Source organism: Paenibacillus sp. NPDC056579, assembly GCF_042793215.1.
GTDB lineage: Bacteria > Bacillota > Bacilli > Paenibacillales > NBRC-103111 > Paenibacillus_S.
This window is the reverse complement of record NZ_JBHTVD010000001.1, coordinates 1,383,994-1,409,562: the sequence shown is the minus strand read 5'-3', so window position 1 is coordinate 1,409,562 and position 25,569 is coordinate 1,383,994. Positions and strand designations below refer to the sequence as shown.

General features: G+C 50.1%; 19 protein-coding genes. All 19 read left to right on the top strand.

Going from position 1 to position 25,569, the window contains the following annotated elements; translation table 11 throughout:
• The first annotated feature begins 519 nt into the window (after positions 1-519).
• The 19 genes from ACFQ88_RS06355 to ACFQ88_RS06265 all read left to right on the top strand — a co-directional run bounded on the left by ACFQ88_RS06355 (position 520) and on the right by ACFQ88_RS06265 (position 25,198).
• Positions 520-1,992, top strand: a complete 1,473-nt coding sequence (locus ACFQ88_RS06355) for a sulfatase family protein (protein WP_379453022.1) — start codon at positions 520-522, stop codon at positions 1,990-1,992.
• A gap of 88 nt (positions 1,993-2,080) precedes the next feature.
• Positions 2,081-3,592, top strand: coding sequence for a sulfatase family protein (locus ACFQ88_RS06350; RefSeq protein WP_379453020.1), 1,512 nt, complete (start codon positions 2,081-2,083; stop codon positions 3,590-3,592).
• Between the two features lie 14 nt (positions 3,593-3,606).
• Positions 3,607-4,980, top strand: coding sequence for a glycoside hydrolase family 27 protein (locus ACFQ88_RS06345; RefSeq protein WP_379453018.1), 1,374 nt, complete (start codon positions 3,607-3,609; stop codon positions 4,978-4,980).
• 14 nt (positions 4,981-4,994) lie between these two features.
• On the top strand, positions 4,995-5,852 hold the full coding sequence (locus ACFQ88_RS06340; RefSeq protein ID WP_379453016.1) for an AraC family transcriptional regulator: 858 nt from the start codon (positions 4,995-4,997) through the stop codon (positions 5,850-5,852).
• Between the two features lie 390 nt (positions 5,853-6,242).
• Complete coding sequence (locus tag ACFQ88_RS06335; RefSeq protein ID WP_379453014.1) at positions 6,243-7,751, top strand: sulfatase family protein; 1,509 nt, start codon at positions 6,243-6,245, stop codon at positions 7,749-7,751.
• Between the two features lie 30 nt (positions 7,752-7,781).
• A complete protein-coding gene (locus tag ACFQ88_RS06330) occupies positions 7,782-8,270 on the top strand; it encodes a hypothetical protein (protein ID WP_379453012.1) in 489 nt (162 codons plus the stop codon).
• Between the two features lie 142 nt (positions 8,271-8,412).
• The gene (locus ACFQ88_RS06325) at positions 8,413-9,717 is read left to right on the top strand and encodes a Gfo/Idh/MocA family protein (protein WP_379453010.1); all 1,305 of its coding nucleotides are present in this window, start codon (positions 8,413-8,415) and stop codon (positions 9,715-9,717) included.
• Complete coding sequence (locus ACFQ88_RS06320; RefSeq protein WP_379453008.1) at positions 9,714-11,351, top strand: sulfatase family protein; 1,638 nt, start codon at positions 9,714-9,716, stop codon at positions 11,349-11,351. The genes ACFQ88_RS06325 and ACFQ88_RS06320 overlap by 4 nt, the downstream gene beginning before the upstream one ends.
• A gap of 426 nt (positions 11,352-11,777) precedes the next feature.
• Positions 11,778-13,235 carry a sulfatase-like hydrolase/transferase gene (locus ACFQ88_RS06315; RefSeq protein ID WP_379453005.1) on the top strand — a complete coding sequence of 486 codons (1,458 nt, stop codon included), beginning with the start codon at positions 11,778-11,780 and terminating at the stop codon, positions 13,233-13,235.
• A gap of 52 nt (positions 13,236-13,287) precedes the next feature.
• Complete coding sequence (locus tag ACFQ88_RS06310) at positions 13,288-13,419, top strand: hypothetical protein (RefSeq protein WP_379453003.1); 132 nt, start codon at positions 13,288-13,290, stop codon at positions 13,417-13,419.
• A gap of 195 nt (positions 13,420-13,614) precedes the next feature.
• Entirely contained in the window at positions 13,615-14,913 is a 1,299-nt protein-coding gene (locus tag ACFQ88_RS06305; RefSeq protein WP_379453001.1) for an ABC transporter substrate-binding protein, read from the top strand.
• Positions 14,914-15,027: 114 nt separating this feature from the next.
• Positions 15,028-16,134, top strand: a complete 1,107-nt coding sequence (locus ACFQ88_RS06300; RefSeq protein WP_379452999.1) for an ABC transporter ATP-binding protein — start codon at positions 15,028-15,030, stop codon at positions 16,132-16,134.
• 242 nt (positions 16,135-16,376) lie between these two features.
• Positions 16,377-17,333, top strand: coding sequence for a carbohydrate ABC transporter permease (locus tag ACFQ88_RS06295; RefSeq protein ID WP_379452997.1), 957 nt, complete (start codon positions 16,377-16,379; stop codon positions 17,331-17,333).
• A 14-nt stretch (positions 17,334-17,347) separates the two neighbouring features.
• Positions 17,348-18,193, top strand: a complete 846-nt coding sequence (locus ACFQ88_RS06290; RefSeq protein WP_379452995.1) for a carbohydrate ABC transporter permease — start codon at positions 17,348-17,350, stop codon at positions 18,191-18,193.
• Positions 18,194-18,227: 34 nt separating this feature from the next.
• Positions 18,228-19,739 (top strand): ABC transporter substrate-binding protein, encoded by a 1,512-nt coding sequence (locus tag ACFQ88_RS06285; RefSeq protein WP_379452992.1) that lies wholly within the window; start codon positions 18,228-18,230, stop codon positions 19,737-19,739.
• A gap of 28 nt (positions 19,740-19,767) precedes the next feature.
• A complete protein-coding gene (locus ACFQ88_RS06280) occupies positions 19,768-21,303 on the top strand; it encodes a sulfatase-like hydrolase/transferase (protein WP_379452990.1) in 1,536 nt (511 codons plus the stop codon).
• Complete coding sequence (locus tag ACFQ88_RS06275; protein WP_379452988.1) at positions 21,300-22,343, top strand: formylglycine-generating enzyme family protein; 1,044 nt, start codon at positions 21,300-21,302, stop codon at positions 22,341-22,343. Before ACFQ88_RS06280 ends, ACFQ88_RS06275 begins: the two co-directional genes overlap by 4 nt.
• A gap of 102 nt (positions 22,344-22,445) precedes the next feature.
• A complete protein-coding gene (locus tag ACFQ88_RS06270) occupies positions 22,446-23,795 on the top strand; it encodes a sulfatase family protein (protein WP_379452985.1) in 1,350 nt (449 codons plus the stop codon).
• Positions 23,796-23,821: 26 nt separating this feature from the next.
• Positions 23,822-25,198: a sulfatase family protein gene (locus ACFQ88_RS06265; protein ID WP_379452983.1), complete on the top strand. Its 1,377-nt coding sequence runs from the start codon at positions 23,822-23,824 to the stop codon at positions 25,196-25,198.
• Positions 25,199-25,569: the final 371 nt, after the last annotated feature.

Here is a 25,569-nt window from a genome sequence, read left to right as displayed (position 1 = left end):
AGATTTAAGCTATCTTACTGATTTGATTTTTTAAAAGCAGTAACGAATGTTTCAACTATACGATAAGTTAACGTTACTTCTCTTTGGAGGAGCAAGTATTATTGGGAACATTTTCACAGGAAAGCTGCTTACTAATAGTCCAACAAAATCTATAATAGCGTATCCAATAATATTAGGCGCGGTTTACTTCAAGGTCCTTTTGCAACAAATCTGATAATGAATGCCAAATGCTACATAGCGATAATGGCGTAATATTGCTGCTTGCATCAGGTTTCCAAAACGCGTATTTAATCAAGCACTAGACAATATGATAAGTCGACTCAACAAAATGATTATTCTAATATGAAGAATAATAGAGTATACTCAGATTAATCCAATTATATTTGTAGGAATAGTTGTCTTTGATAAATATATATCCATAACATTTTAACGGCCAACCGGACAGCCGGAGACCCCCCCATGAAATATTCATAGGGGAGGTCTCTTTTTTTGTCCAATTTGAGATTTCACGCATAGGAGATGATCATGGTGCTTAACGAAAGACCCAATATTCTTATTTTTATGACTGACCAACTACAGGCGCAAGTGATTTCGCCGAGCCATCCTTGTCAAATGCCCCATGTGAACCGGCTCGCTTCAGACGGGATTACATTTTCTCATACTTATACAACCATGACCCATTGCTGCCCATCAAGGGCATCCTTTATGACTGGCAAATATCCTTCCCAGCATGGAATATTTAACAACGTCAGCAACAGAGCGGCACTTCGACGCGGACTGCTGCCAGGAGTAGAAACATTTGGAGAGAAAATGAGAACTGCAGGATACGACCTTTATTTTTCCGGCAAATGGCATGTGTCTGCAGAAGAAAACCCATCCGATCGAGGCTGGGAGGAATTATTCGTGGTAGCCTCGAAGGACGTTCAGATGGGACTGACCATCGACCAGTGGCGAGGCAGAGATAAGGATGAAGTGCCGGTCGAAACAAGAACTCAAGGATTGGTGCTCCGACCTGGCTGGGGACATTACAAGCTATACGGAACGTCTGGTAAAACGTATGAGGAGACGCGTGATTACCAAGTGGTGCAGCATGCAGTGAACAAACTCCACGAAATTAAGGATGATTCGAAACCATGGTGCATGTATGTGGGGGTGACAGGACCCCATGATCCGTTTATCATTCCGGAACGATACGCAACTTTGTATGATCCGAAAGAGATTCCTTTGCCGCCTAATTACTATGATTCTTTGGTTAATAAACCAGGGGTATATCGCAGGATGAGGAAAGTATGGGATCAATTATCAGAAAGGGAAATCAAAGAAGCGACTGCACACTACTGGGGTTACTGCACAATGGTCGATCATATGCTTGGAGAGGTGCTAGACGCATTAGAAGCGAACGGCCAAGCGGATAATACACTGGTCGTCTTTTTGTCTGATCACGGGGAAAGCGGCGGAGCACACGGTCTTTATCTAAAGGGGATTAGTCCTTACGAGGAAACATACCGGCTGCCATGCGTCGTCCGTTGGCCGAAGGGAATATGTGAGCCGGGAAGAGTGGTCAGTGATCTTGTGAGCATCATGGATTTTGCCCCTACTTTCGCAGTGCTTGCCGGTGCTGACCAGCTTCAAGGCGTAATGGGGCAGAGCTTGACGCCTTGGTTCAAAGCGGTGCGACCAGAATTATGGCGGGATGCGGTATTCAGCCAGTGCAACGGAGTGGAGGTGTACTATACACAGCGAATGGTTAGAACGTCCCGTTACAAGCTGGTGTATCATCCTACTGATGTTGACGAACTATACGATTTGGTTGAAGACCCCTATGAGCTTCATAATTTAACCGAGGAGGCGGATAAGCTTGAGGTGAAGCGGTCATTGTATTTGAAATTGTGGGAGGAGGCGGCGCGTGCCGATGATATTATCTTCAACCAATATCCGACCGTAGCAACAGGAGATTGGGGACCGGCATTAGCAATCGGGAAAAAGGCATAGCACTAATTTGACCGGAACACAGTTTGGATCGACACATCACTAGGCTCAATTAAAATAAACTTTTTTAGCAGAAAGGAAGTGCCGCTTGATGAGCAATAGGCCGAATATTTTGCTGATCACGAGCGATCAGCAGCATTGGAATACAATAGGAGCATTTAACAATGAAATATCCACGCCAAACCTGGACCGCCTCGTCCGTGAAGGCACTACTTTTAACAGGGCTTATTGCCCGAATCCGACCTGCACGCCAACACGCAGCTCTATCATTACTGGTCAGTATCCGAGCCAACACGGAGCATGGACGCTGGGAACCAAGCTTTCGGAGAAAGCGCGAACCGTTGGAGAAGAGTTTCTCGATGCGGGCTATGAAACCGCCTTGATAGGGAAGGCGCACTTCCAACCGCTCGTCTCCACGCCTGAATATCCGTCTCTAGAAGCTTATCCTGTTCTGCAGGATCTCGACTTCTGGAAGAAGTTTGATCAGACCTATTATGGCTTCCGTCACGTGGAATTGGCTCGCAATCATACGAACGAGGCGCACATCGGTCAACATTATGCCATATGGCTGGAGGAAAAAGGGTGTACCCATTGGCGGGACTACTTTCAGGCACCAACCGGGACGATGGATAAATCCGTGCGGCATAAATGGACGATTCCGGAAGAGTATCACTATGACGCATGGATCGCCGAACGGACCAATGTGCAGCTGGAACGGTATAAGCAGGAAGATAATCCGTTTCTGCTATGGGCGAGCTTCTTCGATCCGCATCCGCCGTATCTGGTGCCGGAACCATGGGACACGATGTACGATCCGGAAAAGCTGACCATTCCAAGAGTTCTTGCCGGGGAGCATGACGTCAACCCGCCGCATTTTCAACTAGCGCAGCAGGAAAAGCCTGATTTCTCCGCTTATAAAGAATCGGGCTTCGCCAACCACGGATTGCACTCGCATAAGCACAGTGAGGCCGGATTGCGCAGAAACATCGCAACTTACTATGGCATGACCAGCTTGATGGATAAATATATCGGACGTATTCTCGATAAGCTGGATGAGCTCGACCTCGCAGACAATACGCTGGTAGTGTTTACTTCCGATCACGGTCATTTTTACGGTCATCATGGCTTAATTGCTAAAGGGCCGTTCCATTACGAGGATTTGATCCGTGTGCCTATGCTGGTACGCTACCCTGGGCACGTTCCGGCGGGACATGTGAATGCTTCGATGCAATCGCTCGTCGACTTTGCGCCGACCCTGCTCCGGTACGCGGGGCTGGCGATCCCATACACGATGTCCGGTAAGGATCAAAGCGAAGTTTGGAATGGACGGCAGGATGCCTTACGCACTCATATTTTATGTGAGAACCATCATGAACCAACGACCATTCATCTGAAGACTTATGTAGACGAACGTTACAAGCTAACGGTTTATTTCAACCAAGAATACGGGGAAATGTTTGACCTCCATCAGGATCCAGAAGAGCGATATAATTTGTGGGACAAACGGGAGTACGCTGATTTGAAATCAAAGCTGTTATTGAAATATGTATGGGCTGAGCTCGGAAAAGAACCGCTGTTCATGCCCCGTGTAGCGAATGCGTAAGGAGGTTGGACAGGATGTCTTCTTTCATGCAAGCGGATGATCAAGCCGCAAATGACATCACATCGCCGCTTCGTTTGACTCTCAAGCCACCCCTCGGCTGGAACAGCTTCGATAGCTACGGATGTGCGGCATCGGAGACGGTACTGCTGGCGAATGCCGAAGCGATGGAAAAAAGGCTGAAGCCTTCGGGCTATGAATATTTTGTCGTGGATAACGGCTGGTTTGCTGAATACGAGCTGGAGACGGGATCGTATTACCCGAAGGTTCGCCATGCGGACGATGTTCATATCGACGAATATGGCAGATACCAGCCGTCGAAGGTGTATTTCCCTAACGGCTTGCAGCCGCTGATCGATCGAGTGCATGAGCTTGGTCTCAAGTTCGGCATCCATCTTATGCGCGGCATTCCAAGAAAAGCGGTTGAACGGAATGTAGCGATATACGGAACCAACGTACATGCAGCGGATATTGCCAATATAGACGACACGTGCTCGTGGTGCCATTATAACTACGGTGTCGATATGAGCAAACCTGGAGCGCAATCGTTCTATGATTCGCTCATTCATATGCTGGCCGCTTGGGGTGTTGATTTCATCAAAGCCGATGATATAACGGGGCATCCGCAGGAGATTAAGGCATTAGTTACTGCGATTGCTTCATCCGGCAGAGATATCGTGCTCAGCCTGTCGCCAGGAGGGCAAACGAACCCCGTCCATATGAACGTGTATCAGCAGGCGAATATGCTGCGAACGACAAAGGACATTTGGGATAACCGGTCCGACCTGGATAAAGCGTTCAACGCCTGGCATGCTTATAACGATTATCGGAAGGAAGGCTTCTGGCTTGACTTGGATATGATCCCGTTCGGTCATCTGCAACTTTGGAAGCCGAGAAGACCCGGAGAACAAGCGGAGACCTCACCCGAGAAGGAACTTAGCGGCAAAGGATTCGAACGAATGGACGGACTGAGCATCCATCAGAAATATACGTTCATCACGATACGTGCTCTTGCTGCGTCTCCGTTATTTATGGGCGGCGATCTGTTAAGCTCCGATGAATTTTCTTACGAGTTGATTACTAACCGTGGCATGCTAGCGTGCAATCAAAACGGCGTTATGGGAGCCAGAGTTTACGCAGAAGACGGAGTCGAGGTGTGGGCGGTATCTCATAGAATAAGCCCGGACGATGGCTGGATCGGCATTTTTAACCGTCATCAGGAAAAAAAGTCAGTTCGGTTTACTCTAGATAAGCTGTCCCTGAAGCAGGGGAGGGATTACACTCTCGACAATATTTGGAACACGCCTGACTTTCTTCTGACTGATAGGGTATTGTCAGCCGTCATTGATGGGGACGGCGTCTTGTTTCTACATTACCATTCATCGACATAGTGGGAGAAGAGCCGATGAAGGAATACAGTCATGAATTTGCCGAGTATTTATTTCATACGCCAAGTGATTTCGAAAAAACAGGCGGATTATGGATAATTCGCGCCGGTCGAAACAAAGCGAAGGCGGATTATCAGGTTGGCCCCAGAATGATTGAGTGTTATTCACTTCACTTTATCATCAGCGGGTCCGCCACCATCCTGTATGGCAATGATACAGTAACGTTGTCCAAAGGCGATTTGTTCTGCTTATTTCCACACCAGCGATACAGTTATCATGTGAATGCTTCAGCATCCGATTCCGATCTTCGCATGTATTGGCTCGCTTTTGATGGAGGGCAGGCTCAGTCTGTCCTTAAGCGGCTAGGGCTTACTCCGGAGCTGCCCTACCTAAGATCTATCCAATCCTACGAGCACGAGCCGGTGATCGTGCGCATTCATAATTTGCTGCGCGAGAAGAAGAAAAACGCCGGCGAATTGGAGCTGGTCTCGCTGCTCTATCAATTATTTGCGCACCTTTCTGAACAGCCTTCCAGCTCTTTGAGCACTTTCGGGAGCGTTGACTGGCTTAAACGAGCGGTACAGTATATGGATACACACTATATGGAAGGGATTACAGTTGCTGATGTTGTGGAAGTAGCCGGGGTGCATCGCTCGCATGTTTACAATGAATGCATCCGTCTGCTTGGACTTAGCCCGCAGCATTACTTGACCAAGCTGCGGATGAATCGGGCACTGGAGCTTCTTTTCGATCACAAGCTGAGTGTTACGGAAATTTCATTATCGCTTGGGTATCCCGATTTATTTGCCTTCTCCCGAGCTTTCTGTAAGTACTACGGTAAGTCGCCAACCCGCTATATAGCGGATCGGCGTTGAGTCGACTAAATGACAAAAGAAACCGACAACATGATATTCACATTGGTATGGAAAGTCATATAAGATAAGCATATTAATTCCGGTAATTTTTATTGGAATAATGCAATATTGAATCTTGTATAGCTGACCAGCCGTCTGGAGGCCTCGGAACATTCAACGTTGTTCCAGGCTTCTTTTTTCCAAATGGCGGCGGATGGCCGAATAACAACCATCCTACGATCCAGTATTTGAACCAAAAGTTCAATACGATTCTAATCGAGCAGTCTCTGGCCGCTGCAAGTATTTTTACGTCAAATGCTGATTCAGGACGACACTAACGTCGGTCGATCACGGGTGCTGCTTGGATCGGTTAAGGGCTGACAATAAGTTCAAAGGAAGGAGTACCACGAATTGAGTAGACCGAATTTTTTGCTGATTACGAGTGATCAACAGCATTACAGTACGATCGGCGCTTTCAACCCGGAGCTGCGGACACCGAACCTAGATCGGCTCGTGCGGGAAGGAATGACCTTCACGCGCGCATACTGCCCGAACCCGACGTGTACGCCAACACGCAGCTCTATTATCACCGGACAGTATCCAAGCCAGCACGGAGCCTGGACACTAGGGACGAAGCTGCCGGAGGATAGCCTAACGGTAGGCGGGGAGCTTCTGGACGCCGGCTACAGGACTGCACTCGTCGGCAAGGCGCATTTTCAACCGCTGGGACAGACGGAGGAATTTCCTTCTCTGGAATCGCGAGCCAAGGTACACGATTATGAGTTTTGGCGGTCGTTTAGTGAAGTTTATTACGGCTTTCAGCAGGTTGAGCTGTCGCGCGGGCATACGAATGAAGCAGCCGTAGGGCAGCATTACGTCCTCTGGTTGGAGGAGCAGGGTTGCGCGAACTGGCGGGATTATTTCGTAGCGCCGACCGGGACGATGGATGCCGAAGCCCGGCATCAATGGCCAATTCCGGAACGATATCACTATAATGCCTGGATTGCAGAACGGACGAACGCATTGCTTGAGCAGTATAAGTCGGAGGGGGAGACGTTTTTCCTCTGGGCCAGCTTTTTCGATCCGCATCCAAAATATTTGGCTCCGGAGCCGTGGGATAGGATGTATGACCCGCAGGCAGTTAACGTTCCGGGATTGTATCCAGGAGAGCATGACCGTAATCCGCCGCATTTTGCCTTAACCCAACAGAAACAGCCTGATTTCGGGGCTTATCGGGAATCAGGATTTTTCAGTGCCGGACACCGTACTCATGTGCATGACCCGGAGAAGCTACGAAAGGACATCGCCGTATATTACGGGATGATCAGCCTGATGGACAAATACATAGGCCGTATCCTCGATCGGTTGGAGGAGCTGGGGCTAGCCGAAAATACGGTGGTCGTCTTCACCTCCGATCATGGGCATGTGTATGGACACCACGGATTGACATCGAAGGGACCGTTCCACTATGAAGATTTGCTTCGGGTCCCTTTCATCGTCCGGTATCCGGGCAGGGTACCGGCTGGCGCCACGTCGGATTCGCTGCAATCGCTGGTAGACTTGGCTCCAACCTTTCTGTCGATCGCCGGACTATCCGTTCCCCGGAGGATGACGGGAATAGATCAGTCGTCTGTCTGGAATGGAAAGCAAGCAGCCTTGAGAGACCATGTCATTTGCGAGAACCATCAGGAGCCGACTGTAATGAACTTGCGAACCTACGTGAATGAGCGTTACAAACTGACGGTATATTTTAATCGTACCTACGGAGAGCTATTTGATTTGTGGAAGGACCCCGGCGAGGTGCATAACCTATGGGACGATCCCGAACATTTAGAAGTCAAGCAAGAGTTGATGATGCGGTATATTTGGGCTGAGCTCGGCAAGGAGCCGCTTTGGATGCCGCGTATATCAGGTGCTTAAATAAGCTTCGAAAATTTGAAGGGCATAACCATGAGAAAATGGAGAATGACGCTGCTTTCCTTTGTTATCGTATTCACTTGGAGTCTTGGGTACGGTGCCCATTCCGCTTATGCTGTTCTAACGTTCAAAGGAGCGGGTTTGGACGCCGGTGGCTTTAAGTCGTGGGAGATCCGCAGCACTGCGGTGAAGTTCGTCGGCAGCAACACGGACGGATCGCTACCGAGCCTGCATCCACGCTCCACGGGTAACCTGATCGCCCTCGATGAAGCCAACGGAATCATTTACACGGGCACCTATAAAGACGACGTATACCGGATTTCCTATGGATATCAGTGGAGGCGAAAATGGCAAAGTGTATGTCTCGCTGAACGGTCAGGGAATCATGGTGGGAAATTAAAAATCGGAATTGAAACAGATCGACGGCCCTTGAGTTCGGATGCTTTACGCCGAAGCAAGGGCGTCGATTATATGGATCTTATAATCCATGAATTAGTAGCAGTGTGGGCGGAATCGTTCTGAATAAGCATAGTTCAGCTTTTGTCCCCGGATTTCAACCGCAAACCCCGTGTAAAATGAAATGAATCTGAGGACAACAGCGATCGATAGAATATTCGGTTTACATATTCAGCAGTCATCTACTTACAGAGTCAGGAGGAGACCTATGAATCGGAAAATTCAAGCGGCCTTAGTAGGAGCCGGCAAAAGGGGAAGGAACGCCTACGGCACCTACGCTTTGCAGCGACCGCACGAGATTGAGTTTATAGCGGTTGCGGAGCCTGATACAGAAAAACGCGAGCTGTTCGCTAAGCAGCACGGCATTCCGCCGGAACGACAGTTCGCCTCATGGAAGGAACTGCTGGCACAGCCTAAACTGTGTGAAGCACTGCTCATATGCACGATGGACCGGGAGCATTATGCGCCGGCAATGCTCGCCTTGGACATCGGTTATCACATTTTGCTTGAGAAGCCGATGTCACACGACCCGTTGGAGACGCTGAGTCTTGCGGACAAAGCGGAACAGAGCGGCCGCATTCTGAGCGTATGTCACACGATGCGTTACAATCCGTATTATCATGAATTGAAACGGCTGCTCGATTCCAAAGTCATTGGCGAGCTAATCTCGATTCAGTGGGCGGAACACGTCTATTATGAGCATTATGTTACAAGCTTTGTCCGGGGGAATTGGAGGAACGCCGGGGAATCGAGCCCGATGATTTTACAAAAAAGCTGCCATGACTTGGATCTACTGCAGTGGCTAATCGGTTCCAGCTGTATCTCCGTATCTTCCTTCGGTAAACTGACATACTTTCGCAAAGAAAACGCACCCGTCGGTTCGAAGGAACGGTGTACGGATGGCTGCGCAGTTGAAACGACCTGCCCGTATTCGGCTATTAGGAATTATTACCATACAAAGCAGGGGGGCTGGTACAATGCGGTTAGTCTACAGCCGTCCTTAGAGGCTCGGTTGAAGGCGATTCAGGAAGGTCCGTACGGACGATGCGTATTTCACTGCGACAATGACGTCGTGGATCACCAAGTGGTGAATTTGCTGTTCGAGAATGATGTTACCGTCTCGTTCACGATGACCGGTTTTGCCAGCGAGGGAACCAGGTCGTTCAAGCTTATGGGGACTTTGGGTGAAATCCGTGGTTATCGAAAGAAAAACGAAATCACCTTAAACTACTATAACGGCAAACAAGAAACGATCTTTCCGGAAAAGGTTGAAGGAGGACACGGAGGCGGTGATTTTCTGATCATGCGCGATTTCTTGACCCAAATTCGTACCGGTAATTTGATAAGCAAATCTGGTGCAGCAGTATCAGCCCAAAGCCATATGATCGCTTTTGCCGCAGAGCACTCTCGGGTGACTGGACATACTGTAAAGCTGTCCGATTATGCTCACTCGATAAGATCAGGCAGACCGGATGATGGTCGGGAACCTAACCGGGAGGAGGTGCGGGTATGAGCAATCCGGTAGAAAAGCAAGCTGAGAAGCGTACAAATGTGCTCATTCTATTCACCGATCAGCAGCGATTCGATACGATTCAGGCAGCAGGGAACCGCCATATGGAGACGCCGAATCTGGATCGTCTGGTTGCTCAGGGATGCCTGTATACGCATGCACACAGCTCCAATCCCGTGTGCATGCCGGCCCGGCACGATCTGCTGACCGGACTCCCGGGAAGGGCCCACGGCTATTTCACGAACGACAAAAGCCGTCCTATTAAAGACTACAGTATGCCGACCGTCGCCCGTATTTTTTCTGAAAATGATTACAGAACCGCAGCCATCGGCAAAATGCACTTTCGTCCGAGCCGGATGCATCATGGGTACAATGAGTTGATTCTAATGGAAGAAATCCCAAAACGTCGTCAAGACGATCAGTACGCTTCTTACTTGGCAGAGCAAGGTCTAGGGACAATTCAGAACATTCACGGGATCAGAGCAAATTTGTACCATATTCCCCAGCAACCGCAGATGGAAGAAGCGCATCATCCGAACCGATGGGTAGCGGACAGAGCGATGGATTGGTTGGAACAAAACGGAGAGGAACCATTCTTTCTGTTCTGTTCATGGATCCATCCTCATCCGCCGTGGGCCGTGCCTAACGAGTATCGCGAACTTTACCGGGACCGAGAGATTCCTCAGCCTTCTCCAGTAACGCGCAGCTATCCGTTTGAGGAGCCTGGGAGTGTCTGGTATGGGGATGATGAGAACCCGGAAAACATTCGGGAAATCCGAGAAGCCTATTATGCTTCCGTCACGCACGTGGATTTTCATATTGGACGACTGCTCGATTACTTGGAAGCGAAACAAATTCTTGATAACACGCTCGTTATTTTTGCATCAGATCACGGAGATATGTTGTATGATAAAGGTTTTTTTCAAAAATCGCTCCCCTATGACGGCTCCGTGCGCATCCCGTTCATTGTCCGCTATCCGGAAAAAGTAAAAGCCGGGACCAGTTCGGAGGCGTTTGTCGATTTGTTGGATATAATGCCCACGTGTTTGGATGCGTGCGGCTTGGCGTATCCTGACTCACCTTATGAGCTTCCCGGTGAATCGCTCTTTGCCCTCCACCCTCGACGCAATCGAGAACTACAAACTAGTAGTTTCGGTGAAGGGAAGAACCGCTGGGTGATGGTACGGGAACGACAGTATAAGTATGTTTATTTTTATAATAAAGGAACCGAACAGCTATACGATTTGGAGAACGACCCGCAGGAGCTTCACAACCTTATTGGCACCGGGAAGGAACCGGAGTGGGTCATAGCTCGACTGAAAAACGAAGCGATTCGTTATGAAGAGAGATGGGGGCCGGAAAACGCGATCCGGGAAAATAATTTCCTCGCTGTGGATGGCCAAGGAATCAGGACTGGTGCGAAGTACGGCAATATCCAATTCCATACTATGGACGAACGAGGACCGAGTGAAAGAGGGGAGCAGTACATCCGCGAATGCCGATGGGCGCTTCAAGGTGAAAACGGTATACAACTTAATGAGATATGCAACGAGCCAGAATATGTGGAAAAGTTTTTGCGGGCATGGGAAGCTTTTGCCAAGGATAAGGAACTTGCGGTTCGGGAGCTCTTCAAGTAGATTTAGTTTATTTGTTTCAACAGGAGAGGAGTCTGACCATGGCTTAACATGATCATAAGCGTTCCTGCTTATCCATAGGCCGCATTGGAAGAACTGGGAACCACGTACGTGTGATGGAGGCGTCACCCGTTGATTATGGGCGGGCACTTCCACACTTAGTCCAGTTGGCTCGTTACGAAAATTCGGAAATGCTCGCCTGCAACCAGAACCGGGTCATGGGGCCAGAAGAAGGGACTAATATGATTAATGAAACGAATCAGCTTTTACGAAGGAAAATAGACATTGTTATTATCGATATGGGTATTTTGGAGGAAAAGCAATATTGCGAGGATCACAGGATAGAAAACACCATTGTAAATACTCCGATTATTGAGCGGGTTGCGGAAAACATATATTATATGCGGTACTAAGGGAGGAGTCACAGAAATGGCCAGTACAGCGAAACAAAAAGGGTGGAACATTTTGGTTATTACATCAGATGAGCATAATGCCAAAATCATGGGCTGCACGAACCACCCCATCATCCGAACGCCGGGATTAGACCGGCTCGCCAGCGAGGGAACGCTGTTTACGAAGGCTTACTGCGCGTATCCGATCTGCGCCCCGACTCGGCAAAGCTTTATCACCGGACAGTATCCGTTGGAGCATGGGCAGCTCAGTAACTCGCACGTGTTTGATAAACGAAACCGGACTTGGGCGCATCATTTTAAGCAGCATGGCTATACGACGGCATGTATCGGGAAAATGCACACCAACCATGAGTCCTACGAATACGGCTACGATTATCGCTATAGTACGGAGCACATTCCACAGGAAATCAAGACGCGAAAAGCATTGAATCCGCCCATATTCGATCCGGACGACAAGCTTATTTTCGATTCGATAACGGACATTCGTAACGGCGGAAAACAGCCCTCGCGGTTACAAGGCAAAGTCGTCAACGATGAATCGTTAGAAAACGATGTCATTATGCTGGAAGAAGCGATTCAATACTTGAAGACGCATCGGTCAGATAAGTTTTTCCTGCACGTATCGTTCGTTCAGCCGCATTGGTATTGGAACACGCCAGAAAAATACTACTATATGTATGATCCTGAACAGATTGACCTGCCGGAAACCGTTCCCGGTGAGCTCGAGAGCAACGCGGTGGTTTATAAAATGGCGGAGAAGGCCGGGTGGTTTCAAAATACGGAGAAAATGCACAGACTGGCGCGGGCGCGATATTACGGGAGCATCAGCTGGATGGACAGCAATGTGAACCGTCTGTTGGATACGCTTGACGAGCTTGGTCTTAAAGAGAACACGGTAGTTGTTTACTTCTCCGATCACGGTGATATGGCAGGTGAAAAAGGTCTGTGGCTTAAAAACCAGATGTACGATTCCTCTTCTCGTGTTCCCCTTATTATCCGGATGCCGGGTATCGTTCCGGAAGGTGAAGTCAACGACATGCTGATCAACCATGTAGATTTGTTTCCAACCCTTGCCGGCTTGGCGGGAGCGCTAGAACACCTGCCTGATCACCTATCCGGTGCAGACTTATCCGACTCCATTGTCAGTAGAGAGGACGGAAAGGAAGCTCGTAGAGCGAAGAAGTTCACCTTCAGCATACAGGGATTGAAGAGCGTAGATAGTGTGCCTCAGCAGGTGATGGCGCGTTCCGAGAACTGGAAGCTCATACAGTATACAAATGAAGAGCCCGAGTACCGCTACGTATTGTACGACATGAAAAACGACCCGGATGAAACGCAGAACGTGGCCTATGAAGAACATTTATGTTCTGTCGTTCAGGAACACCTGACTGCAATTGAACAATTTCTTAGCGGATTACGAAAGCCGGTCTACGAGGTGAAGCTCAAAGAGCAAACGGGTACAACGCTGATTTGATGGAACTCGAACTCCATTCAGATTATTTCCTGTTCAAGGAGAGTTAACTGAAGTGACTGTCAAAGATACAACCTTCGAACGCCTTATAACCGGCTCCATTAACCGGCAGACGAATTTTACCCATGAAAGGAAAAAGTCGTTCAGGACACGCGGCTATGACGTCCGCTCTTCAGAGCATATCTGAAAGCCGCTGTCCTCTTCAGACAGTGCCATTCCCAGAGAAAAATGTACTAAACGAAATGATAAAAAATACAAGACGATATGATATGTACTTCTATCGTCAAATTCTTTATTCTGAATTAAACCAACTAAAATAATATGATTAATATGATTTAAGGTTCATTTTGGATTATTTAATATAAAATGGGGGCATCGGTTTATGGTTACTAAAGTTTTGATCGTCACGACCGTCTTGACTACTTTGATCGTTTCAGGATGCAGCGAAAGAACGGATAAGTCTACCAGTTCAGTTGAAACGGTTAAGGAGGTACCTGAACCGGTCAAATTAACGTTGTACCAGAGGGGTGCGAACATAAGCGATGAAGAGTTTCGAGCTTTGATCGCAGAACCGGTTCAAAAAAAATATCCGTACATTACGGTAGAATTGGTCCGTTCGACGCAGGATGCATCGCCGGAAAGTCTTCTGTCCGGCGGCAATCTGCCGGATTTATTGTTCGCCAATCCCGGAACGCTACGGGAGATCAAGGAATTGAAAGCCGTCGAAGACTTGACGGAACTGGTTCGTTCGACGCGATTCGATCTGAGTAGGTTCGAATCGTACACGATCGATGCCATCCGAACGAACGGCGGAGATCCGAACAAGTTGTACGGAATTCCATTCTCCGTCAACTTCTCCGTGCTGTACTACAATAAAGATATTTTCGATAAGTTCGGCGAAGCTTATCCCGTGGACGGCATGACCTGGGACGAGGTGACTAGTCTTGCCCGAAAAGTGACCCGATCGGAAAACGGCCAGCCTTATTACGGTCTTCACCCCGCCGATGTGGATCGAATGGCGGGACAGTTATCGATTGGGGCTTACGATCCGAATACGAGAAAAGCTACGCTGACTTCCGAAGGCTGGCTCCGGGTGTTCGCGGCGAATAAAGCTGTTTGGGATATTCAGGGCAACCAGCCAGGCAACAACATTACGGCGTTTATGAAAGACCGCAACCTGGCGATGATGCCGCAGCTCGGAGCAAGGCTCGGTGAGCTGGAAGATTTGCATAAACAGGGTGTCCCGCTGAACTGGGACATGGTTTCCTATCCCACTTTCCCGGAAGCTCCCCAAACGGGCAGCGAAACGGACGTCCATACATTATCAATTACGTCCACCAGCAAACATAAAGAGGCGGCATTCAAAGTGATCGAAGTTGTATCGGAGGATGCGACCCAATTGGAGAAGACCCGGCGAGGAAGGCAGTCGGGCTTGAAAGACCCGAAATACAAAGAAAGCTTTGGCTCTGGACTCCAAACGCTGCAAGGAAAGCATGTTGCCGCTATTTTTCAGATCATTCCCGCAAAACCTCGATTTAGCGATAAATATTCCGATATTGCTAAAAACCAGATCGCAACGGCTATGAACAAAGTGATTAAAGGAGAAGCAGACATTAACTCTGCGCTGCGGGAAGCAGAGGAGCTGGCTAACAAACAAATCGAAGCGGCAATCAACAAATAAAGATCACTTCAAGATGAAAAAATGGTTTGAACGCTGGTGTTTCGTGAGAAACCAGCAAGTTTCTCTGGATTATTAACAAACAGCAGCTTAGAGAACGTTAGGAGGTGGTACGGGATGGCCACAATAGAGATTAATCATCTGTATAAGAGATATGCCAAGAACAAGCATACGGTCGTGAAGGATTTCCATCTTGAAATAAAAGACAAGGAATTTCTCGTGCTTGTAGGCCCATCTGGATGCGGAAAATCTACAATGCTACGGATGATTGCAGGCCTTGAGGACGTGACCGAGGGTGAGATTTATATCGGGGATACGCTAGTCAACGATTTACCGCCAAAGGACCGGGATATCGCCATGGTATTCCAAAATTATGCGCTATATCCCAATTTGAACGTTTACGAGAATATCGCTTTCGGTCTTCGATTACGTAAGTTGCCGAAACATGAGATTGATCTTGCAGTGAAGAGGGCTGCGCGCATTTTGGAAATAGAGCCTTTTTTGGACCGAAAACCGAGACAGCTTTCCGGGGGACAAAGACAACGTGTGGCTTTGGGACGCGCTATCGTCCGTAATCCGCAAGTTTTCCTGATGGATGAACCTCTATCCAATCTTGATGCGAAGCTTCGCATGCAAATGCGTACTGAGATCATTAAGCTTCATAAGTCACTTAAAACGACGATTGTTTATGTTACCCATGATCAAGTTGAAGCCATGACGATGGGGGATCGTATTGTGGTCATGAAGGAGGGGGTAATTCAACAAGCTGATACGCCAGAAAGTATCTACTCCAAACCGAACAATACTTTTGTAGCCAGCTTTATCGGGTCGCCACCAATGAACTTCATTAAGGGCCGCGTTCTGGAGAATATACCCGGAAAGCTCGAATTTCACACCCCACGTTTTTCTCTAAATATTCCTGAAATTGCATCGAATATGCTGATCAAAAACAAAATGGTGAACCGTATCGTAACACTAGGAATACGGCCGGAGAATATGGAATTGGGGAAAGCAGCTGAAATCGCAGGAATTCCAGGTTTTCATAAGTACAACGAGCTGATGGGGGCAGACCGCTACCTGCATTTGGACATCGGTCAGGAACAGTTACTTACCATCCGAGCTAGCCCTGAGATTCAGTATGTTGAAGATGATTTAGTATATGTTACTCCAAATGTATCCGAGGCGTTGTTTTTTCATTTCGATACCGGAGAACGATTGAGTTAAATACCAGTAGTAAATAACGTGATGTCCGATGTAATGGGATTGCTTTTGGGTAAATTTTATAAAAAAGAGGTTGACAAACATTCTCCAGTGGTGCTAACATCCGTTTATACTAATTTCCAACTAAACATACTGGAATTAACGACTTTAAAAAAAGTGCAGTTGACCGGACCTCCGGAGACGCGCTTCCCATAGAGGAGCTGCGTCTTTTTTTTTTGACTTGCTCGTAGGGAAGGAGACATCTTATGGTTTACGCAGCGGAAAAAAAGGGAATGCGCGGGAAGCGGGAGCGTGTGGATTATCGTACACGAAAACAGTTATGGTGCCTACTGTTCATTGCACCGCAGCTTGCTTTATTTTTACTCTTTACGTTGTATCCGATCATCATGAGTTATGTGTACGCATTTTTCCATTGGAGCGGATTCGGGCCGCTGCAGGACTATGCAGGCTTAGCAAACTTCAAAGAGACACTTTATGATCCGATTTTTTGGAACGCGTTCCGCAACAGCTTGACATTTATGGTGTACGTCGTTTTGATACAGGTGCCTCTCGCGCTGCTGATGGCATTGCTGTTGAATGCCGATTGGCTGAAAGGAAAGGCGTTTTACCGAATGCTCTATTTCTTGCCTGTCGTGACGACGACGGCCGTTGTGGGCCTGGTCATGCGTTTCGTTTTCGGCGCCTATAAAGGGCTCGTAAACGAGGTGCTTATCCGGGGCGGGATACTAAGCGAACCCGTCGATTGGCTCGGCTCGATCGATACGGCGTTTTTGGTCGTCGTGATCGTTGGCATATGGAAAAGCTTCGGGATGAAGATGGTCTATTGGCTGGCCGGTATCCAGTCTCTTCCGAAGGAGATATTTGAAGCGGCGAAAATCGACGGTGCGGGTCCGCTTCAGATGCTCCGGTACATTACTGTCCCGTTGCTATTGCCGGTCGGAAGCGTCATTTTGCTGATGTCCGCTGTCAATGCACTACATGTATTTGATCTTGTCAAGGCAATGACGGACGGAGGACCGGCGTTCAAGACGGACATGGTCGACGTGTATATATACCGCTATGCGTTTTCCGGCAAAGGGGAGGCGAGGGTCGGCTTCGCATCCGCTGCAGGCGTCTTGTACGGTATCGTCGTCATGGCGATTTCGCTCGTGCTGGGACTGCTAGTGAAGATGACCGGGGGACGTAAAGGCGGGAAAGTTTAGGGAAGGGGAGAGCTATGTCGACCAAAAAAATCAAAAAACGCTCGCCGTTCGTGCTGCTCGTTCATTTGCTGCTGACCGGACTTGGGGTTGTCTGGATTTATCCTTTTATTTGGATGATCATGGCTGCCTTTAAAACGAACAAAGAATATATCAGCTCGGGCATTTCGCTGTGGCCGGAGCAATTCCAATTCGCAAATTACAAACGGGCCTGGGAGACGGCGCATTTTTCCGTTTACTTCTGGAATACCGTGATCGTTACGGTCGCCGTTGTCGCCATTGTCATCGTCGTATGCTCCATGGCGGGCTATGCAGTGGGAAGATATCACTTCAAAGGCAGGCTGCTCTTTATTTCGGCGATCACCGCAACGATGTTCATGCCGAAGGGCTATACGATCATTCCAATTTATACACTGGTCAATCAGCTTGGGCTCAACAATACGCTGTGGGGTGTTATTTTGGCGGAGGCCGGGGGTGCGCACGTCTTATTTATATTGTTGTTCGTGGCCTATTTCCGCGGTTTACCTAAAGAACTGGGGGAATCGGCGGAGGTGGACGGGAGCGGATTTATTCGAACCTTCGCGCAGATTATGCTGCCGCTTTCCAAACCGATCATTGCAACGACAGCAATCATGCAGTTTATGTTTACTTGGAACGCATTTTTGATGCCACTCGTATTTACGCTCGGCAAACCGAAGTTGCGTACGCTCGGGGTCGGTATGTTTCAATTCGTAGGAGAGAATACGCTGGATTGGACAGGGATGGCGGCTGCGGCCAGTATTTCTCTCATTCCGATTCTGATCGTATTTCTGCTGCTGCAAAAATATTTTATCGAGGGCGTCGCTGGCGCCGTGAAATCTTAACATCAAAGCGAAGGACAAACAAGGAGTGAGCAATATGAAAAAGAATTACTGGAAATCAGCAGTGGCCGGAACTATTGGCGCAGCACTGCTGGTAACGGCAGGCTGCTCGGATACTTCGGATCTAGGTAGCCAAACTGCCGGTGACGGCAAAGAAGCGGTCCTTACCGTTTGGGGCTTAAGCGACTTCCTAAAAGGTGAGGAGAGTCCCGGACAGCAAATGGTCAACGAATTTAATGAAAAGTACAAAGGGCAAATCCGCGTGGAAGCAAGATATATGCCTGCAGCGGAATACAATACGGCGATTCAGGCCGCGATTGCCTCAAACGATTTGCCGGATATTTACCAGACGCCATCGAGCTCGGATATACGTACGTTTGTCGCCAACGGACATGTGCTTCCATTTGATGGTCTCGTATCGGATAGCTGGAAAAGCCGGTTTTTCGAGGGGAGCTTTGTGGAAGGCGTCAACGTGATCGACGGCAAGACGTACAGCTGGCCGCTTACGGGTCCGCAGCTCGGTTCGATTCTATATTATAACAAGGACGTGTTGAAACAAACCGGCCTTGATCCGGAGAAGCCGCCGAAGACATGGGATGAGCTGATAGAAATGGCGCGGACGGTCACGGCTAAAGGAAAAGGCGATGTGTTTGGTGTCGTGTTTGGTGGCGGGGAATCCGGGGGCAACTCGGGTGTCGTCAACTTCGTGAACGCCTTGGCGGCTGGAGCTTCTCCGGAAGCAGCCGGCGGCTTCAACTATAAGACAGGCAAGTATGCCTATGATTCCAAGGCGACGCTGGATTCATTCAATCTTCTGCTCAACCTGAAGCAGGACGGTAGCATCCTGCCTTCATCCTTTACGCTGAAAGGAGCGGAAGCGGGCATCATGTTCGGGCAGGGGAAGGCGGCGTTCTTGATTGACGGCCGTGCCCGGATGTGGATCGTCAAACGGGATACGCCGGATGCAAAATTTGGTCTCGCCCAGGTGCCGACGCCGGACGGCAGCAAGCCGACCTACTACTACGTTCCGGTTAATCCGTCGGGATATATGATTTCATCGAAGACGAAGCATCCGAAGGAAGTCGGCATTTTCCTTGAAAACGGGTTTACCGCCCCGATATTCTACGAGCGCTACCTGAAAAGCGGAGTCGCACTAACGCCAATCGAGAGCATTAATAACAATAAATCGCTGTATCCGTATCCCGAGTTCAATACGTTTATGCAGCTTCATAAAGATTTATTGAGGGTAAGGCCAGATTATGCGGTAAAAAATGCGCAAACCGCCAAGGTCGTCGTCGAACTGGGAACGCTCGACCAGCCAAAGGTGAAGCCGGGATTCAACGATATTTTGCAGTCCGTGCTGTCCGGGACGCAAAAGGATGCGGCTGGCTTGTTAAAAGCATATAACGATAAGCTGAACAAAGGACTTGAGGAGGCTATAAACAAAGTGAAGGCGTCCGGAGGAAATGTTAGCCCGGATGATTTCAAGTTTCCGAACTGGGATCCGAAGAAGGATTACACTGGCGATGATTATAAAGCGTTGAAATAACTGCAAGGGACGGAGAGGAGCACATTCGATGAGTTCAATGAATTCTAATGGTAAGCCGAATATCGTATTTATCGTATCGGACCAGCACCGGGGAGATTTTATGGGCTGCGCGGGCAACCGAGTGGTTCTCACGCCGAATTTGGACCGGCTGGCTGAAGGCGGCGTTCAGTTCACACAAGCCTATTGCAATTCGCCGTTATGCGTGCCTTCCCGCATGTCCATGCTAACGGGACGTTATCCGCACCAGACCGGCGTGTTCGGCAACAGCGATCATCTGGCGTCGGACATACCGACCTTTGTGCATGGACTTGCGCTGGGCGGTTACGAGACGGTGCTGTGCGGCCGGATGCACTTTGTCGGGCCGGACCAGCGGCATGGGTATAAGCACAGACTTGTCGGCGATATTACTCCGACGTATTTGGGCGGGCCTTCCACAAAGTATGGTGCCTTGAAAGGGACGTCCGGTCAAGGGCTGCGCTCAATCGAGACGGCAGGTCCGGGAAGCAGCCCGGTGCAGCAATATGACGAGCAGGTGACGCAGTCGTTTGAGCGGTTTGCCGCGTCCCGAGATGGTTCCGGCACAGATCAGCCGCTGTTCATCACCGTTGGGCTGTACGGTCCGCATCATCCGTTCATCAGCCCGCAGGTGAATTACGAACAGGCAGTTCGGGCAATGGCGGACGGCGATGCGCCGATCACTCTGGACAGCTTGCCTCGCCATCCGTGGCATGAGAATTGGTTTAGTCGGTTAAAAGCGGAGCAAATTACGCCGGAGCAGCTCACAGAAGCAAGGGCGAACTATATCGGCCTTGTAAACCGGCTTGACGAACTGGTCGGGCGAATCGTCAAGGCGGCAGAGGCACTGCCGGGAGATACGTGGATCGTATATGTGTCCGATCACGGGGAAATGGCCGGGGACAAGGGCATGTTCTGGAAGCGAAGCTTCTACGACGGCGCGCTGCGTATACCTATGATATGGCATCCGCTGCGTCATGGCGGACCGGGCGGCATCGTCCGGGGCGCCAAGGTGGATACGCCGGTCAGTTTGATCGATCTGGCGCCGACGTTCCTTCAAGCAACACAATCGCCGGTGCCATCTTTTCTGGCCGGGAACGATTTGTCCCCACTGTTGTATGGCCGGGGGATTGAAGGCACCGTATGGGAGAACATGCCTCCGGTGTACAGTGAACTGCTGACGCCGCAGGATTCCGCGATTCGGATGGTCCGGCAGGGAGACAATAAGCTTATTTATTACCATAACTATCTGCCGGTACAGCTGTTCGATCTCCGTACCGATCCCCATGAAACGACCAACCTGGCGGAAAGCGATGAATACCTTGGGCTCGTTCAGAAACTCAAAGGCCTTGCGTTGCAAGACTGGGATCCGGATGCGCTGATCGCTTCTTCTTTACGGCGTCATGAGGATCAAGCATTTATCGCAAAGTGGGGCAAGAAGGTCGGACCGGATTGGCATGAGGTGTGGAACCCGGAAGATCCGGGCGGCAATGATCCCGTATTCGAGACGCAGAGGGAGATCGCGGGTGCAAAGGAGGGACAGCAATGAATCCTATTAAAAAACCGTCCTGCTGCTCCATAAGCCGGCAAAGCCGTGAAGAGGTGGCGTTCGCCCCTGTGACAGCCGAAAGCGTAAGCGGGGGGAACACGGCTCCGTACACTGACGGGGCGCCGGGTTCCGGAGCAATCGGACGCAAGGAATGCGATTTCGACAACGAGGTTGGGATGGAGACCGCCAGCGGAATGATTTTCCTGCAGGGCGGCACGTTCCTTATGGGGACCGACGATGCGGAAGGCTTTCCTGCCGATGGGGAAGGACCGGTTCGAGAAGTGGAGCTTTCCCCTTTTTATATCGACCGAACGACCGTGACCAACTCGGAATTCGCGGATTTTGTTGGGGATACCGGATATATTACCGAAGCGGAACGGTTCGGGTGGTCCTTCGTGTTTCATTTATTTGTTGAGGATCCCGTTCGCAAGACGGATACGAAGAATGTCCCCGGCGTGCCCTGGTGGCTCGCCGTCCAAGGGGCGAACTGGCGTCAGCCGGAGGGTGAAGGCTCCTCGATCCGCGACAGGCTGGATCATCCGGTGATCCATGCTTCCTGGAACGATGCGGCTGCATACTGCAAATGGGCCGGCAAACGGCTGCCGACGGAAGCGGAATGGGAGTATGCGGCCCGGGGCGGATTGGTGCAAAAGCGGTATCCGTGGGGCGATTTGCTGAAGCCGGACGGTAAGCACCTTTGCAATATTTGGCAGGGAAAATTCCCCGATAAGAATAATGCGAGTGACGGCTATATCGCTACGGCGCCGGCGCTATCTTTTCCGCCGAACGGTTACGGTCTCTATAATACAGTAGGTAATGTATGGGAGTGGTGTGCCGACTGGTTTAGTCCAAATCCGGCAGCCATCGGCGTAACGAAAAATCCGCAGGGACCTAGGAGCGGCACGAACCGTGTGATGCGGGGCGGATCGTATTTGTGCCACAAATCGTACTGCAATCGTTACCGCGTCGCTGCGCGTAGTTCCAACACGCCGGACAGCTCGACAGGCAATCTCGGTTTTCGATGTGCAAAAGACGCATAACGCATAATTTTCAATAGAAACGGTGTAATGATCGACACCGAACGGTTCGTACAATAATGGTTAGAAGCGTTCATAAACGGACTAGAGGAGAGTGAAAGGGTCATGGCCAAACGAAATTCACAACCGAACGTCATTGTCTTTTTTACCGATCAGCAGCGCTGGGATACGACAGGAGTGCACGGCAATCCGCTGGGGCTCACTCCGAATTTCGACCGTATGGCGGCGGGCGGCACTCATTTGTATCATTCATTCACCTGCCAGCCGGTGTGTGGTCCTGCACGATCAGTGCTGCAAACCGGACTGTATCCTACGACAACAGGCTGCTTCCGTAATTCAATTCCGCTGCCAGAGAGCTCCAAGACAATTGCCCATTATTTCCGCGAAGCCGGATACACGACCGGGTATATCGGGAAATGGCATTTGGCGGGTGAAAATCCGGTGACCGAATCGAAGCGGGGCGGATATGAATATTGGCTGGCATCGAATGCGCTCGAAAGGACATCGGATGCGTATGATACCATTGTGTACAATAACGATAACGAGCTGGTGAAGCTGCCCGGCTACCGGGTGGACGCGCTGACAGATGCGGCGATTCGTTATATCAATAAGCGTCAGGATGAACCCTTTTTCCTGTTTGTATCGTATCTAGAGCCGCACCATCAAAACCACCGGGACGACTATCCCTCCCCGGACGTATATGCGAACACCTATACCGGCAGATGGACGCCGCCGGATTTGGCGGCGCTTAGAGGAACGAGCGCGCAGCATCTGGACGGTTATTATGGAATGGTGAAGCGTCTCGATGAAGCGCTCGGACGCGTGTTTGACGCCGTAAAGAGCCTTTCGCTGACGGATGATACGATCATCTTGTTTACCTCTGACCATGGCAACCATTTCAAGACGCGTAACGGCGAGTACAAGCGTTCCTGCCATGAAAGCTCCATCCGAGTTCCAACTGCTTTGACCGGACCGGGCTTTACGAGCAGAGGACAAATCCGGGAGCTGGTCAGCCTGATCGATTTGCCGCCGACGCTGCTCGATGCCGCGGGTATTCCGGTTCCGGAATCGATGCAGGGACGCTCCATCCTGCCGTTGCTGCGCCGGGAGACGGCCGACTGGCCGGACGATGTGTTCGTGCAAATCAGCGAAGCACAAACCGGACGCGCGATCCGTACACAGCGGTGGAAATATTCGGTATCTTCACAGCAGCATGACCGCAATAAAGCTTCATCCGATACTTATGCAGAGGAGTTCCTATACGATCTGCAGGCCGATCCGTACGAACTGACGAACCTGATCGGTTTCCAGTCGCACCGGCAGACCACCGAAATATTGCGGGAGCGCCTGTTGCGACGCATGGCCGAAGCAGGTGAGGCGCCTGCGGTGATCCTCACTGCTGAGGAGAAGATGAGCGGCCAGCGCCGCGTATCGGAGCTGGAAGCCCGAAATTAGACGTTTGATCAAAGGAGGAACACCGAATGAGTAACAGTATCGTTTTAATATCTGACGAGCACAATCCGTTCTACTCCGCCGTGTACGGCCACAGCTTCCTTCGAACACCGAGCATGGAGCGTCTGGCCGCCGAGGGTACCGTGTATGAGAATGCGTATTGCCCTTCGCCGCTCTGCACACCGAGCCGTTCTGCTTTCATGTCGGGCCGGCGGGTGCACGAGCTGCAGGTGTACAGCAACTGCAATGTCGGGCTGCGTACTGATTTCCCGTCCTACGGCAAGGTGCTGCATGACCAGGGTATATACACCGCGCATTTCGGTAAAATCCATGTGTACGAGGCGGCCAAACGGCTCGGATTTACAGAAATCCATCACCGGAAGGAGCATAAAAAACCCGGCGATACGAATTTCAGCCGCAGGCCACTTGCGATCCGAAAGGATGCAGCACAGAGGGCGGACGGCTACGGCGTAAAAGAAGACGCGTTTGATGGTGATTTAAAGGTTATCAATGAAGCATTGAATTGGCTGCGGGAGGTGGCTCCGACCTTAAACCAGCCATGGACGATGACAATCAACCTGCTGAATCCGCACTTTCCGCAATGGAACACGCAGGAGTATTGGGATTTGTACCCGCAGGGCGGAGATCTTCCCCGTTACGGCAAAGAGGAGGAAAGTGCGAACCATCCGTATGCACGCGATTTGCGAATGCACTTCCAGACAGATTTATTTACGGAAGAACAGGTGCGGGGGCTGAGAAGAGGATATTTGGGTAATGTCGCCTTTATCGACGACCAGCTCGGCCGACTGCTTGACGCGCTGCAGGAGAGCGGACTCAAGGAAAGCACGAATGTCATTTACACGTCGGATCACGGGGACATGCTCGGAAAATTCGGTATGTGGTGGAAATGCTCGCTTTACGAAGATTCCGTTCGCATTCCGTGCATCGCGGCCGGGCCGGATTTTGCTAAAGGCAAACGGGTGGAAACGCCGGTTGACTCGCATGATATCCAGGCGTCCCTGTTCCACGCTGCAGGCGCTCAGCGGCCGTCGCATTGGGCGGGCGAGCCGCTTCAGACGGTGAAGGAGTGCGATCCTGAGCGCGTGGTGTTCTCTGAATACCATGGGCACGGTACAAGATCCGGCGCTTTCTTGATTCGCAAAGGGGACTGGAAGCTGATCTATAATGCCGAGGCGCCGCATCAGCTGTACCATTTGCGTGAAGATCCGGATGAGCTGAATAACGTGTTTGCGGATTATCCGGAAAAAGCGGTTGAGCTCGAGACCGAACTTCGCCGCATTTGTTCCCCGGAGCTGGAAGATGAGAGGGCGCATCGGTTTCAACAGGAGCAGCTGCGTCTGCTGCGGGACAAAGCATTCGAAAATGAAACCCCGGCAGGTGCTTGATGATAAGTCAAGGAGTGCAAGCAATGAGGCATGTTGTGCTTTCCTTTTTTAGCAAGATTTCTAATTAGCTGTCTCCATACACTAAATAATTTACAGGAATTATCTTCTAGTCAGCCGGAGACGTCATTCCATGGGATGTATTGCTCATGCGAGGCGTCTCTTTTTTATTCAAGCTTATCATACGATATGCCGGTGTTTTACACAGGCCAGAAAAGTCGGAACGCAATATCGCGGGCTGGATGTCAGTTATGAGGTGCTGACCTCGCAAAATAACCACTCTTATCAGAAACAAATACAACATAATGATAAGCAAATCCCAACATAATGTTATTTCCATCTCATGAGCAGTCCGTGCGGCATAAATACCATTC